Raw genomic sequence first — 14,446 nt, forward strand, 5'->3', positions numbered from 1 at the left:
ACTCTCCGATGACCAGCAAACCCAGGACTCAATCCCGTCCCGCCAGCATATCGTTCTCTCGCCTGAGCGGACCGGGTGGCGCAGCGGCGGTATTGCTGACCGGCTGGCTCGCCCTGTCGCAAACCGTACCTGATACCGCGGCCGCAGCAATGGGCTGTGAGGGATACCTGCGCGGCCAGATCTTTGGCGCTCTGGCCATGCAACTCGACTGGTCGGGAGAAAGACTGGGCTGTGAGGGCATGAGGCGCCCGGACGGCAAAGGCATACGGCTGCATTTTGCCTGGGACCAGGGCCACGATGAACGCCTGGTGCTGGTCGTGGGGATCGACGGGGTCACCGCACCGGTCGCGGGCCTCGAAAAGCCGGCCAATGTCACTTTCATCGATGAGCGCAGCGGGCATTTCTACAGCTCCGGCGGTACCGGACGGTGCTGGACGGACATCTCCGAGCTGGCATCACCCACCTTGCGCAACAACCGCCGTCAGCTCAAAGGCAGGCTCTACTGTACGGGTGCACTGCCCGCACTCAACGACCACTCGTCGCTGACGCTGGGCGATTTGCACTATTACGGGCGCTTTGCATTCGATGGCAACTGAACGGTCCCGGCACTGGTTGGCTCACGCGGCATTCTCACTGACGCTGATTCTTTCCGGCGCCCCGGCAACTGCTGCCGAACCCGCCGCTCTGCTGCACGATTTCCCGCGCGGGCAGCTGGTGCTTGAAACCCGTGGTCCGCGCTGCCTGCTGATCGACATCTATATCGCTTCCAGCCCGGAGCAACGCGCCCAGGGCCTGATGTTCATAGAGTCCATGCCCGAATTCGAGGGCATGTACTTCGGTTACGGCGAACCCGTCGGCATCGCCATGTGGATGAAGAACACCCTGATCGCGCTGGACATGCTGTTTATCGGTGAGGATCTGACCATCGCCAGCATCGCGAGAAACACCACTCCCTTGTCCACAGAGCGGATTGAATCACAGGAAGCGGTGATCGGCGTTCTCGAACTGAACGCCGGTTTTGCCCAACGCTGGGGCGCTGAAGCAGGTACCCGTGTATTCATGGAGCGTCGTCTCTGACGTTTCAATCCGTTTTCACCGCGGCGCGGCAAACCACTTCCCAGCGCTGCTGATTGCCGCGCGGATTGTCTTCCAGATAGTCAAAGTCCCTGCGCTTCGAGACCTCGAAACCGTCGGGGCAAAGCTGGCGCTGGGCGAGCCAGTCGCCGAGCCAGCGCATGCGGGCCGCATCTGCTGCCGGATCATCGGCCGGATATTCCGGGGGGAACCTGAGATCAAAGTAGATGACACCGGGATGGTCGCGGGGAATCGTCAGCTGACTGTAGCGGTGCCGGTCGAAGTCCGCACTTTTCTCGACGCTGCTGCAGGCAGTCAACAGCGATGATGCGGCAATCGCAACAGCCAGCCCGCGGTGCAGAAGGCTGAAACAGGCGACATTTGCGCACATTGGATGCTCCACGACTGCAGACCGGGCGGAATGTCCGGATGCATACCACGCCCGGACGGAAATGCCGAGACCACGAGACTGTGGGAACTACCTAGGATTTTGCAAATCAGGAAATCCCTCAACACACATGTGACTGTTCGGTATGCAGACCGGTGTGCAATCGGCAGAAATATCGGGTAGATTTGCCGTCCGGATCAGAGGGGGCTTTCTGATCCGGATGGAGCCGGTTCTGTAACCGTACTCAAGAGTCGGTACGGAACGGACGGATAAAACCGGTGTAATACACTGCACAGACTCCTGATGCGGACGCATGGACAGCACCTTTAACACAGGCCGTAGCGCAGGCCGGACAGCAATACTCATCGGCATCGTGGCATTCCACGTGATGCTGGTCGTGGCTATCAATTCGAGCCTGTCCACGGTGATCCTCGATCGCCTGCCGCCGCTCATCAAGGCCGAGATCATCGAAGAGATCACCAAGGACGAGGAGCCGCCGCCGCCGCCGCCGACCGTGGAGACTCCGCCGCCTTATGTCCCGCCGCCGGATATCGTCATCGACCTGCCCACCACGACGAAGGGGCCAACAACGGCACTGGTCGTCACTGACAAACCCCGCCCGGTCGCACCGCCGCCATCTCCGGTGGTCAAGAAAGCGCCGGAGATCGACCCCAGGTACAAGCGTCGCTTCCAGCCTGACTACCCGCCAACCTCCAGACGTCTTGGCGAAGAAGGTTCGGTCATTGTCCAGGTATTGGTCGACCCCGAAGGCAAGGTCAGCGACGGCAAGATTCAGACAAGCAGCGGGTTTCCGCGGCTCGACGAAGCGGCGCTCAAGCATGCGCTGCGTGCCTGGCGGTTTACGCCGGGCACAGAAGACGGCAAGCCAGTTTCGGTCTGGCATTCAGTCAAGGTAACTTTCAGAATCGAAGGCTGATTATTTTTTTCGGACAAGTCAGGTATGAACGCATCACGTTTGGCGTTCCGTCCGGGCGCAAACAGTTAAACACAAGGTAGGCGAGCTATGGCAGGCGAGAACATTCAGCTGGCACAGAACACGGCGACCGATGCGGGCATTCCACCCGCGGATCCGGCGGCGCTGGGCACCATGCCGGGCGATACGGGTGACCTGGGTACGACGGATTTGACCGGAACGGGTAACGATTTTCCGCTCGATACATTGCCTGACTCCGGCACTACACCACCACCCGATACGCTGCCTGCCAATGAAGCTGAAAACCCATACGGTCTGGCTGCCCTCTGGGGGCAGGGCGACTTCATCGCTCGCGGCACCCTCATCATCCTGGTAGGCATGTCGCTGTACTCGTGGTTCCTGATTCTTACCAAGCTCTGGGATCAGGCGCGGATGTTGCGGCAGGCCAGACAGGCAAGCCGCGATTTCTGGACGGGCTCGTCCCTGACCGATGGCCTGCAGAAACTCACCGGCAGCGGCAACGTCTACCGTGCAGTGGTGGAAAGCGGCATCAATGCCAGCTCGCACCACGAAGGCAAACTGACCGACAAGGTCCCGCTTACCGAGTGGATCAGCGGCAATCTGCAACGCAGCGTTGATCGCCTGAACAACGACCTGCAGGGCGGCCTGTCCTTCCTGGCATCGGTCGGCTCGACGGCACCGTTCGTCGGTCTGTTCGGAACGGTGTGGGGCATCTATCACGCACTGATCGCGATCGGTGTCGCCGGCCAGGCAAGCATCGACAAGGTTGCCGGTCCGGTCGGTGAGGCACTGATCATGACCGCCATCGGTCTGGCCGTCGCGGTACCGGCGGTGCTCGGCTACAACCTGCTGCTGCGGCGGAACAAGGCCATCCTCGACCAGTTCCGTTACTTCACCAACGATCTGTATGCGACGCTGGTAAGCAGCAGCCAGAAGTAAGCGCGGCCAGGAAGAGGGAGAACACGCGCATGGGCATGAACGTCCAGTCCGGTGACGGTGAAGACCATCCGGTGATGTCGGCCATCAACACCACGCCCCTTGTCGACGTGATGCTGGTGCTGCTCATCATCTTCCTGATCACCGTACCGGTCATCACCAAGACCGTGAACCTTGATCTCCCCAAAGCGACCAATATCGCCACGCAGACCAAACCGGAAAACATCACGATTGCCATCGATCGTCAGGGCAATGTTTACTGGAAAGAATCGCTCGTCCCCGACAACCAGGTACTGGCCGACCTGATTCGCGGCGCAGCCATGACCGTTCCACAGCCTGAGGTACACGTTCGCGGCGACCGGGCGGGCCGCTACGAGTATGTGGGTCGCGTAATCCTGGCGCTGCAAAAAGGCGGTATCCAGAAAATCGGCTTTATCTCTGAGCCCGACCGTGGCTCCGCACGTTAACTGATCGCCGAACGGGATCAGCAGAGGTCATCTTCCATGGGCATGTCGGTAGGTACGGGCGGCGAAAACGATCCGATGATCGAGATGAACACCACGCCGTTGATCGACGTGATGCTCGTACTCCTGATCATGATCATCGTCACGCTGCCGATCATGACGCACGCGGTAAAGCTCGACATGCCGCGCCCGGACCCGAATACACCGGAAGTCCAGCCCGAGCTGATCGAGATAATGATCGATTACGACGGCACGATTCTGTGGAATGGCACACCGGTACCCAACCTCGATACGCTTGAACGCTACTTCAAGGCCGAGGCGGCGAAAGTCCCGCAGCCGCAGGTAGCCATCAGGCCGGACGCGCGCGTCAAGTACGATTATGTGGTTCAGGTGCTGGCCAGCGCGCAGCGCAACAGCATCGAAAAGATGGGGTTGATCGGTAACGAGCAGTTCGAGTAGTCGTTCTGCCGGACCAGGGCCTCCGCCCGTACTGCGACTCCAGCCCCGCAACAGACCGACAGACCGGTTCAGCGTTTATTCACTCCGCTGAGGGAGTATCTTTGCGCAGTACCGGTTGCCGCTCACAGCCAGACAGGGAGACCCGGAGCATGCGAAACAGAACCTGCACGACCCTGGCCGTTGCCATCACCGCGCTCGGCCTTCTGCTGGGCGGACTGACCGCTGCCCCGGCACTGCATGCCGCAGACAAGCCGGCTGCTGCGGGCAAGATAAGCAAGAAAGTCATGAAGCCCCTGAAAGCCGGCCTTGATCTCGCCAATGAAGGCAAGTTTCCGGAAGCCGAAGCAGAACTTCGTGCCGCCGATTCCATTGAAGACAAGACGCCGTTCGAACAGTTTCAGATCGATGAATTGCTCGGCTTTGTCGCCCTCAAGCAGGCCAAGTACAAGGATGCCGCCCTGCTGTATGAGCGCGGACTGGACTCGGGCTTTCTGCCCGAGGAACAGGTCAATGACCGGCTGCGACTGCTTGCACAGCTGTACTTCCAGCCCGATCTCCGCGACCTGAACAAGGTTGTCACCTATGGCAAGCGCTGGCTCGAAGCGGCCGGTACGCGTGACCCGGTCATGGTCGGCCTGGTCGGTCAGGCAAGCTACTTCAATGATGACTTCAGTGCGGCCGCAAACTACATGAAGGAAGCGACAGCCGGTGCGGTCGCCGCCGGAGAGAAGCCTGAGGAGAACTGGCTACTCATCCTGCAAAACTCATACGGGAAGCTGAAGAACGATCCCGGCGTCATCGATGCCACTGTTGATCTCGTGCGCTACTACCCCCGCAAGGAGCACTGGATAACCCTGTCATCGAGCCTTCTTCGTGCAGCAAGCACCAAGGAACTGGAGATTCTCCAGGTCTTCCGCCTGCTGTATGTCGTGGACGCGATGGACAGCGCCGACGATTTCACCGAAGCGGCCAGCGTCGCATTGCGTTCAGGCTCACCGGGTGAAGCATTGAAGTTCATCGAGCGCGGCTACGCAACGAAGGTGCTCGATACCAGTGGCGACAAGCAGAAAAGCCAGCAATTGCTGGAAGATTCAAGAAGGCAGGTCGCTGACGATCGCAAGACCCTGCCGCAGTTCGAGAAAGAGGCGAAGGCAGCAAAAGTCGGTGAAGCAGACGTCAAGCTGGGCGAGGCCTTCCTGAGTTACGATCAGCCGGCAAAAGCCATCGAGGCCATTCAGCGCGGTATCGCAAAGGGTGGTGTCAAGAGCCTGGACGACGCCAACCTGTCACTTGGGCGCGCCTTTCTGGCTGCCGGGGATCGTGCCGGGGCGGCGAAAGCCTTTGGTCTGGTCAGCAAACCCGACTACTCGCTGCTGGTTCAGCTCTGGAAGATTTATACCGCACAGCAGCCCTGAATATTGCAAATCGCCAGTGGCGGCTGAAGCTGGCTGACAACACCGAATCTGGAGACAGTGCCCGATGCTAAAGAAATTCCTGATGATCCTTTGCCTGGCAGCGAGTGCCGGTATGGCCCTTTCCGGCAGCCTGCTGATTACTTCGGTGGCCCAGGCAGAAGAAGCCAAGGTTGGTCCCAAGGTCGGTAAATTGCTGCAAGACGCACTCACCGCCAGCAAGCAAAAAAGGAACAACGAGGCACTGGCGAAACTGAAGGAAGCAGACGCGGTCAGCGGGAAAAGCGGTATCGAGCAATTCAAGATTGCCGAAATGTACGGCTACGTTTACCTGCAGCAGAAAAATTATCCGGCGGCAGCAGCAGCGTATGAGCGCACGCTGAATTCCGGTCAGCTGACACCGGCACAGACCAACGACCGGATCAAGCAGATCGCGCAGCTCAGCTTCCCCAGGGACGTGAACAAGACCATCGAATACACCACGCGCTGGCTGAAGGCGACCGGATCGAAGGACCCGGACATGTACGCGATGCTCGGTCAGGCATATCAGCTCGGCGGCAATGACAAGGCGGCGATCAGCGCAACCGAGATCGCCGTGCGCAATGCCCAGGCTGCGGGGAAACGCCCGGACGAGAACTGGTTACGCATCCTGCTGAAATCCTATGGCAACCTCAACGACTCCGCTGCGCTGAGCCGGCTCACCACATCGCTGGTCACACTCTATCCAACCAAGGATAACTGGCAGCTGCTGTCCAGTGCGCTGCGCAAACAGGCGCAGGGAGATGACCGCGTTGCGCTTAATGTGTACCGCCTGATGGGCGAACTGGACCTGATCGACGAACCCAGGCTGTTCACCGAATGGGCCATCGTCTCGATTCAGGCCGGTCTGCCCGGCGAAGCCCTCAAGACCATGGAACTCGGCTACGCGAGAAAGGTGCTGGGCGCTGACGATTCCCGCAATCAGCGCATCATGAACGATGCGCGCACACGCATGAAAGCCCAGGAGCAGACCCTGGCCAAGCTGGAGCAGACCGCGATCGCTTCACCTAAGGGTCTGGCGGACGTCCAGCTGGGCGAAGTGTTCATGAGCTATGGTTTGCCCGACAAGGCCATCGCGGCTGCAAAACGGGGCCTGAAGAAAGGTGGCCTGCCGGATACCGACGACGCCTGGATGCTGATTGGCCGTGGCCAGATAGCGAAGAAGAATGGCGCCGAGGCGCGCAAGGCATTCAGCCAGGTCAAAGGCAAGGACCTGGGCTCGATCGCCAGGCTCTGGACGATCTACGCGTCGAAGCTCTGAGTCGGCGCCAGGAATCTCTGCGGCAGGATCCGGATCAGGGCAGCCGGTCACGCAAGGCATACCAGAGCATGCCGAGTACGAGGCCTGGCCAGCGCAACAGCGTGCCACCCGGAAACGGCGGCGGCGCGAGCCGGGCAAACACGTCGAAACGTTCAACCGAGCCCGACACTGCCTCTGCAATCAGTTGACCGGCAAGCGTGGCCATCGCCACGCCATGCCCTGAGTAACCCTGGGCAAAGTAGATATCCGGTCCCAGGCGCCCCAGGTGGGGCATGCGGTTCATCGTGATCGCGAGCCGCCCGCCCCAGGCGTAATCGATGCTCACATCACCGAGCTGTGGAAATATGCGCAGCAGGTGCGGGCGCACGAAGCTGCCGATATCGACGGGAAAGCGCCGCCTGTAACTCTCGCCGCCACCAAAAATCAGGCGGCCTTCGGCCGACAGGCGAAAGTAGTTCAGTACAAACAGCGTGTCGTGAACGACAACCGGGTCGCGGATCAGCTCACGGCAACGCTTGTCACCGAGCGGCGCCGTCGCCACAAGGAAGTTGTTGATCGGCATGATCGTCGTGGCCAGCCGCGGCTCCAGTTCATCCAGATGCGCATTGCAGGCCAGCACCATGAACCGGGCCTGCACCTCGCCACCAGCCGTCTTCAGCGTGACCGGCCCGCTGCCACCGTAGCCGCTGACCGCAGACCGCTCGAAAATCCTTACTCCGGCTGCAGAGCAGGCGCGGGCGAGCCCCAGTGCGTAGTTCAGCGGATGGAGGTACGCCGCTCGCGTATCGAGGCTGGCGCCGCAGTACGCGGAACTGCCGAGCATGTCTGCAAGCCCGGCCTTTGACACGCACTGCTGGTGCGGATAGTCGTAGTCGACGGCAAGCTTCTCGGCGCGGCGCTTCAGCGCATCCAGGTGTGCCGGTTTCGCGGCACAGACCAACTGGCCGGCGCCCGGCTCACAATCGATCTCATGCTTCGTGATGAGCGCATGGACCAGCGCTTTTGATTCCTCGGCAAGCCGGAACAGGTCGGTGGCAGTATCCCGGCCAAACCTCGCTTCCAGCCAGGCTTCATCGCGACGCAGGCCGGTACCAATCTGCCCGCCGTTGCGGCCCGATGCGCCCCAGCCGACACGCTGCGCCTCGAGCAAGACCACCGAGTAGCCGCGCCCGGCCAGATGCAGGGCGGCGGACAGGCCGGTATAGCCGGCACCAACCACGCAGACATCCGCGCTCACGGTACCGCTGAGTGGCGGATGTTCGACCAGCCCGCGCGCGGTCGCGACATACCATGACGAGGGATGAGCCTCCGCAATCACGCGCCCGCTGCCGCACCCAGCGCCTGCTGCGTCAGGTCCAGCGCGCGCCAGGCCTTGTCCACCAGTTCATCAAGCTGGGCTGTGGTCAGGATGAAGGGCGGCGCGACGATCATGGTGTCACCCACGGCACGCATCACAAGCCCCTGCTCGATGGAGAAATCGCGGCAACGCTCGCCGGCCTTCAGTTCCCTCGGAAACCTCTGCCGCACGGCCTTGTTGCTTACGAACTCAAGCGCACCGATCAGCCCGACCGAGCGCACCTCGCCGACCAGCGGATGTGCGCCGAGCTTTTGCCAGCGGCTGCTGAATCCCGGAATCAGGTCTGCCGCCAGATGTTCGATGATCCGCTCTTCACGCAGCACACGCAGGGTTGCGCGCGCGACAGCACACGCAACCGGATGACCTGAGTACGTGAAGCCGTGGAAGAACTCGCCGCCCTGCGCTACCAGGATTTCCGCAACACGATCACCGACCATGACGCCGCCCAGCGGCTGATAACCGCAGGTCACTCCCTTGGCAAAGGACATGAGGTCGGGCCGGATGCCGAAATGCTGGCTCCCGAACCACTGCCCGAGGCGACCAAAACCGGTGATCACTTCATCAGCGACCAGCAGGATCCCGTACTCGTCGCAGATACGCTGGATCCCGGGCCAGTAACTGGCCGGCGGAATGATCGCCCCGCCCGCACCCTGCACCGGTTCCGCAATGAACGCCGCTACCTTGTCGACACCGATCTTTTCGATGGTTGCAGCCAGCTGCCCGGCCACATGCCTGCCAAACTCCTCCGGATCCTCGATGTCATTCTGGCCGAACCAGTAAGGCTCCTCGATATGCACGATACCGGGGATCGGCAGACCCGCCTGCGCATGCATCCACGGCATGCCGCAGAGGCTTGCCGCACCGACAGTACTGCCGTGATAGGCGTTGCGCCGCGCAATGATCACCTGCTTGTCCGGCCTGCCGAGCAACGACCAGTAGTAACGGACCAGCCGGATGACGGTGTCGTTGGCTTCCGAGCCCGAGTTCGTGAAGAACACACGGTTGAAGCCCGGCGGGGCAATGCCGCAGAGATCGGCAGCCAGTTCGATCGCCGGCGGATGCGTACACTGGAAGAAGCTGTTGTAGTACGGCAGTGTTTCCAGCTGGTGTGTGGCAGCTGCAACCAGTTCCTGCCGGCCATAACCGAGGTTGACACACCAGAGACCGGACATCGCGTCCAGCAGCCGGTTACCGCTGGCGTCCCACAGATAAGCCCCTTCCGCGCGAGTGATGACCCGCGTGCCGCGCGCCGCCAGTTCGCGGTGATCCGTGAACGGATGCAGGAAGTGCTCGCGGTCGAGTTGCTGCCAGCGCTGAATATCTTCCGTGTTCATACGTTGAGCAGCAGGTATTCGCGTTCCCACGGGCTGATCACCTCGAAGAATGCCTGATACTCCTGCCGTTTCATGGCGGTATAGATCTTGATGAAGCGGTCGCCGAGCAGCGGCCGCAGGCGTTCACTGTTTTCCAGACGCCTCAGCGCATCGGAAAGACTGCCAGGCAAGGCAAACGGCCGCTGGTAGGCGCTCCCCGCCTCAGGCGCAGTGGGCTGCAGGCGCTCCTCCAGGCCCAGCAGCCCGCAGGCCAGCGAAGCGGCGATGGCGAGGTAGGGATTTACATCGGCACCGGCCAGACGGTTCTCGATGCGCCGGTTGTCCGGGTCTGAATGCGGCACCCGCAAGCCGACCGTACGGTTGTCGTAGCCCCACTGCAGGTTGATCGGCGCCGAAAGATGGCGCGTGAAGCGCCGGTAGGAATTGACGTAGGGCGCGCAGAACAGCGTGGCGTCCGGCCCGTATTTCTGGATGCCGCCGATGAACTGCCGGAACAGCTCGCTCTCGGAACCATCCGGATTGGAAAACGCATTGGAGCCGTCGGCAGCACGCCGCAGGCTGATGTGCCAGTGCATCGAACTGCCGGGCTCGTGCTCCATCGGCTTGGCCATGAAGGTGGCATAGATCTCGTGGCGCATCGCCGTCTCGCGCACGGTGCGCTTGAACAGGAACATCTGGTCGGAAAGCTCGACCGGGTCACCATGCTGGAAATTTATTTCCAGCTGTGCGGTACCCGTCTCGTGCGCCAGGTTGTCCACATGCAGGCGCTGCACTTCGCAATAGTCGTAGATATCCTGAATGAAGGGCTCGAACTCATCCACCGCATCCATGCTGTATGGCTGACGTACGGTTTCCTTGCGGCCGGAGCGGCCGACGGGCGGCTCCAGCGGATAGTCCGGGTCGGTGTTGCGCTTGACCAGATAAAACTCGATCTCCGGGGCTACGACCGGTACCAGCCCCTGCGCATGAAACATCTCCACGATGCGCCGTAACACCTGGCGCGGCGCAATGTCTATCGGCTCTTTTTCCTGGGTGTAGCAATCGTGGATAACGCAGCAGGTCGGCTCATCACCCCACGGCACCAGACGCAGAGTGTCCAGATCGGGTTTCGTGATCATGTCGCGATCGACCGGATCGACGACATTCTCCTCGAGATAATCGTCGATATATTCGCCGGTCACCGACTGGATGAACACCGACTCGGGCAGACGCATCCCGCCCTGCTCGGTGAACTTGCGGGCCGGCATGTACTTGCCGCGGGCAACACCGGCCATATCAGGGACCACTGCCTCGACTTCATCGATCTTGTGGTCGATCAGCCACTGCCGCAGCTGCTCTTCATTCATGCTTTCACCGTTGCCTGTACTCATGACCGATAACTCCGGCAGGCGTCGCCAAACGCCTGAAAAATTGCCATCGATACTTCACTTTCCTGCACACGCCACTCGGGGTGCCACTGCACACCCAGCGCAAATCCCGGTGCATCCGCCACAACGATGGCCTCGATGAGACCATCCGGTGCCACCGCATCGATCAGCAGTCCGTCACCGAGCCGGTCTATACCCTGGCCATGCAGCGAGTTCACCTCCGCCGAATCGCGCGCGGTAATCCGCGCCAGCAACCCGCCGGCTGCAAATCGCACTTCATGGGCTGGTCCGTACTGGACTTCCAGCGGTTCAGCCTTGTCCTCGCGGTGCCTGCCTAGGCCGGGCAGCGCGTGTACCTCCTGATGCAGGCTGCCGCCAAAGGCCACGTTCAGTTCCTGGAAGCCGCGGCAAATGGCGAGCAGCGGGAGCCCGGCGCGGATCGCGGCGGGAATCAGAGCGAAGGCAAGCAGGTCACGTTCCGCATCATGCATCGTCTCTGCGCGGCTCGCTGCACCGCCATAGTGACGGGGTTCCACATTGGACGGCGAACCGGTCAGCAGCAGTCCGTCGAGTACATCCAGAACGCCGGTCGAATCGAAACCGGCACCAAGACAGGGGATGCCAAGCGGCAACCCGCCCGAGCCAGTCACGACGGCGCGCAGATACTTCTCCCCCTGCACCTGGAAGGCATGGTGCCCGAGGGTGCGACGGTCCGAGATGACGCCAATGATGGGCTGGGTGCGGCGCATGCAAGGCTACGGTGCCAGAGCCGTCGACCGGCCGCCAGAGGCAGCCTGCCGATTCCGCTCGGGAACCGCCGTAATCGGGGCCCAGGTTGACTGGAAACGCCGCTCCGGCCAGAGTGCGCAGCTGCATACCTCCGGGTGCGCAGCTGCAAAACAAGAGCACGGCGGCACTGGGCCAGGCCGTGCAGGCATTGTGAAAGGATTTCAGTTTGAGCCAGCCGCCCCCGCCCGCATCCGCTGGCAGATTCCGCCTCGGTCCCATCGAGTTTGCACAGGGCATCACGGGCCTGAATGCCTCCACCTATCTGTACGTCAGTTTCATCGTCATGCCGATCGTGAGCTTTCTGAGCTTCACGCAGCCTTATGTGCTGAACGAGATCGTCGGTATCCCGCTGGAGGAACAGGGCCGGCTGACCGGATTCCTGTCCACGATGCAGGAGATCATTGCCCTCTGCCTGATCGGCTTTGTCAGCGGCCTGTCGGACCGCTTCGGCCGGAGGCCAATCTATGCGACGGGTGCGTTCATCGCGGGAATCGGCTTCGGCCTCTACGGGTTCGCGACCAGTGAACAGGACCTGTACCTGTATCGCTTCGTCTACGCGATCGGCGTTACCGCGGTCGGCGCGATGATTGCCGTGACCGCCGCCGATTACCCGGCGGAAACTTCGCGCGGCAAGCTGTCGGGCGCAACCGGCCTGCTGAACGGACTCGGCGTCGGTCTCGCCATCCTGCTCGGCTCGAAGATACCGGCCGTACTCAAGGATAATGGCTTTGACGGTGCTGACGCCGGACGCTACATGCTGCTCACCGTGGCCGCAATCTGCGTTGTCACCGCGATCATCATGCAGCTGGGCCTGAAAGGTGGTACCCCTACCGGCAAGCGCAGCAAGGTCGGCCTGATCAGGACCCTGCAGATCGGGCTGCGTGAGGGCCGGCTGAATCCGCGCCTGATCATCTGTTATGCGGGCTCCGGCGTAGGCCGTGCAGACCTGACGCTGGTGGTCACCTTCGTCTCCCTGTGGTTGCAACAGCTTGGCCGCGACGAGGGCATGAGTGGCGCGGAAGCGCTGAAGAGTGCCGGCATCATGCTGGCCATAATCCAGGGCTCATCGCTGCTCTCTGCGCCATTCATCGGCATTTCCATCGACCGCTTTCACCGCCTGACCAGCGTGATGGTTGCCTTGCTCGTTGCAGGCCTGGGCTACACGCTGCTCGGCATGCAAACGCAGCCCTTTACGCCGCTGGGCTACATGGCCTGTGCGCTGGTCGGCATCGGACAGATGGGTGTGATACTCACCGTCACGGCTTTGCTCGGCCAGGAAACGCCCATCGATGTGCGCGGGTCGGTGATCGGCTTTGCAGGCCTGTGCGGTGCGGCCGGCATTCTCATCACCAGCCTGGCCGGCGGTTACCTGTTCGATCACTGGATGATCTCCGGTCCAATCATCCTGACCGGCGTGGCCAACCTTCTGATCGGTATCGGTGCATTCGTGGTCTGGAACCGGGATGGACGACCGGTACGTTTCGACCCCGGTGAGGCAAAGTCCCTGGAACCGGCCGGCTTCGGACACTGAGAAGATACAGGGGATGCTCCTGTTTTCCTGGATCACCCGCCACTGGCGCGGTGAATTGCGCCTCGGCATCACCTGGTGGATAAATTGCGTGGCGCTCACGCTGCTGCTGTTCTGGCTGATTCCGTGGATCGCGCAAACGAGCGGCATCAGCAGCAGCGACTCCGCAGCCAGCTATACCGCAATCCTCGGCCTCGTCATCCTGCAGACCGCACTGATCCCGCTCTGGCAGATGGTCGGGCTCTGGCAGGCAATCGACCGGACCCTGCGCACCACGAACAGGGTTTTCACGGCACGCCTCACCCAGGTTGCAGCGGTCCTGTTCACACTGCTGATCGCGACACGCGGACTGGTCGCCGGCGCCGAGCAAGTGCTGGCCGCTCGCGTTGCCTGGGCGCTTGGCCCCTATGAATACCAGGTGACCTTGCTGCCAGGTGCCCGCGAAATAGAGGTGAACGGCGGACTGGGTTTTGGCGCAAGCAAGGCCGTTGCCGGATTGCTGGCCAGCAATCCGGATGTGCGGCGTATCCGCCTGAACAGCGGCGGAGGTGCGCTTTCGGAAGGCGTGCGCATGCGTGAACTCATCATCGCGCACGGACTCGATACCTACAGCAGCAGCGAATGCTCCAGCGCGTGCGTATCGGCCTTCATCGGCGGCCGTTTCCGCTACCTCAAACGCGGCGCCCGAATGGGTTTCCACCTGCCGCGCAATTGGGAGCCCCTGTCGACTGGTCCGGTATCCGGTTCCTATGCGGCGGAACTCGGTTACTTTCAGCAGCACGGGGTGCCGGACTGGTTTCTGGCCAACTGGATCCGTTCCGGGCAGAAGTTCTGGTTCCCTACCGAGTTCCAGTTGCAACGCGCGGGGATTGTCAGTTTTCTGCGCGGCGCGCCGCCGAATCAGAAGCCCAATTAGACCGCACTGCAAAATAAGTGGCCCGCACTACGGGCAGATCCCCCCCCGCACCGAACCGCGGATTTCCGGATTTGTTAATTGCTCCAGTCGTCATGTTATTATATCAACATGCCGCCTTGTCCCTTGGTGACAAGTCGTGGGGATAATCCGGGGAACACCGGAATCAG

Annotated in this window: 15 protein-coding genes; 10 read left to right on the forward strand and 5 right to left on the reverse strand. The window is 61.5% G+C overall.

The window, feature by feature from the left end:
• Window positions 1-8 precede the first annotated feature (8 nt).
• Together H6979_06350 and H6979_06355 are read left to right on the forward strand one after the other, a co-directional pair.
• Window positions 9-596, forward strand: a complete 588-nt coding sequence (locus tag H6979_06350) for a hypothetical protein (GenBank protein ID MCP5139458.1) — start codon at window positions 9-11, stop codon at window positions 594-596.
• Entirely contained in the window at window positions 586-1,077 is a 492-nt protein-coding gene (locus tag H6979_06355) for a DUF192 domain-containing protein (GenBank protein ID MCP5139459.1), read from the forward strand. Before H6979_06350 ends, H6979_06355 begins: the two co-directional genes overlap by 11 nt.
• Before the next feature lie 4 nt (window positions 1,078-1,081).
• Here the strand turns inward: H6979_06355 and H6979_06360 are convergent, their stop codons facing one another.
• Complete coding sequence (locus H6979_06360) at window positions 1,082-1,465, reverse strand: hypothetical protein (GenBank protein ID MCP5139460.1); 384 nt, start codon at window positions 1,463-1,465, stop codon at window positions 1,082-1,084.
• 310 nt (window positions 1,466-1,775) lie between these two features.
• Here H6979_06360 and H6979_06365 point away from each other — a divergent pair, with 310 nt between their 5' ends.
• From H6979_06365 to H6979_06390, 6 genes are all read left to right on the forward strand, one after another.
• The gene (locus H6979_06365) at window positions 1,776-2,399 is read left to right on the forward strand and encodes an energy transducer TonB (GenBank protein MCP5139461.1); all 624 of its coding nucleotides are present in this window, start codon (window positions 1,776-1,778) and stop codon (window positions 2,397-2,399) included.
• Window positions 2,400-2,570: 171 nt separating this feature from the next.
• Window positions 2,571-3,356, forward strand: a complete 786-nt coding sequence (locus tag H6979_06370; GenBank protein ID MCP5139462.1) for a MotA/TolQ/ExbB proton channel family protein — start codon at window positions 2,571-2,573, stop codon at window positions 3,354-3,356.
• Between the two features lie 29 nt (window positions 3,357-3,385).
• Window positions 3,386-3,820: a biopolymer transporter ExbD gene (locus H6979_06375; GenBank protein ID MCP5139463.1), complete on the forward strand. Its 435-nt coding sequence runs from the start codon at window positions 3,386-3,388 to the stop codon at window positions 3,818-3,820.
• Between the two features lie 36 nt (window positions 3,821-3,856).
• Window positions 3,857-4,276 carry a biopolymer transporter ExbD gene (locus tag H6979_06380; protein ID MCP5139464.1) on the forward strand — a complete coding sequence of 140 codons (420 nt, stop codon included), beginning with the start codon at window positions 3,857-3,859 and terminating at the stop codon, window positions 4,274-4,276.
• 149 nt (window positions 4,277-4,425) lie between these two features.
• Window positions 4,426-5,691 (forward strand): hypothetical protein, encoded by a 1,266-nt coding sequence (locus H6979_06385; protein MCP5139465.1) that lies wholly within the window; start codon window positions 4,426-4,428, stop codon window positions 5,689-5,691.
• Window positions 5,692-5,755: 64 nt separating this feature from the next.
• On the forward strand, window positions 5,756-6,988 hold the full coding sequence (locus H6979_06390) for a hypothetical protein (GenBank protein ID MCP5139466.1): 1,233 nt from the start codon (window positions 5,756-5,758) through the stop codon (window positions 6,986-6,988).
• A gap of 34 nt (window positions 6,989-7,022) precedes the next feature.
• Here the strand turns inward: H6979_06390 and H6979_06395 are convergent, their stop codons facing one another.
• From H6979_06395 to H6979_06410, 4 genes are read right to left on the reverse strand one after another with little or no spacing between them, the layout of a single operon-like run.
• Window positions 7,023-8,303, reverse strand: a complete 1,281-nt coding sequence (locus H6979_06395) for an FAD-binding oxidoreductase (GenBank protein MCP5139467.1) — start codon at window positions 8,301-8,303, stop codon at window positions 7,023-7,025.
• Window positions 8,303-9,679, reverse strand: coding sequence for an aspartate aminotransferase family protein (locus tag H6979_06400; protein ID MCP5139468.1), 1,377 nt, complete (start codon window positions 9,677-9,679; stop codon window positions 8,303-8,305). Before H6979_06400 ends, H6979_06395 begins: the two co-directional genes overlap by 1 nt.
• Complete coding sequence (locus H6979_06405) at window positions 9,676-11,049, reverse strand: glutamine synthetase (protein MCP5139469.1); 1,374 nt, start codon at window positions 11,047-11,049, stop codon at window positions 9,676-9,678. Before H6979_06405 ends, H6979_06400 begins: the two co-directional genes overlap by 4 nt.
• Window positions 11,046-11,795 (reverse strand): gamma-glutamyl-gamma-aminobutyrate hydrolase family protein, encoded by a 750-nt coding sequence (locus H6979_06410; GenBank protein ID MCP5139470.1) that lies wholly within the window; start codon window positions 11,793-11,795, stop codon window positions 11,046-11,048. The genes H6979_06405 and H6979_06410 overlap by 4 nt, the downstream gene beginning before the upstream one ends.
• A 206-nt stretch (window positions 11,796-12,001) precedes the next feature.
• Here H6979_06410 and H6979_06415 point away from each other — a divergent pair, with 206 nt between their 5' ends.
• Both H6979_06415 and H6979_06420 read left to right on the forward strand, forming a co-directional pair.
• On the forward strand, window positions 12,002-13,366 hold the full coding sequence (locus H6979_06415; protein MCP5139471.1) for an MFS transporter: 1,365 nt from the start codon (window positions 12,002-12,004) through the stop codon (window positions 13,364-13,366).
• 13 nt (window positions 13,367-13,379) lie between these two features.
• Window positions 13,380-14,279: a hypothetical protein gene (locus H6979_06420; GenBank protein ID MCP5139472.1), complete on the forward strand. Its 900-nt coding sequence runs from the start codon at window positions 13,380-13,382 to the stop codon at window positions 14,277-14,279.
• Window positions 14,280-14,446 lie beyond the last annotated feature (167 nt).

Source organism: Chromatiales bacterium, from assembly GCA_024234935.1.
Lineage (GTDB): Bacteria > Pseudomonadota > Gammaproteobacteria > Steroidobacterales.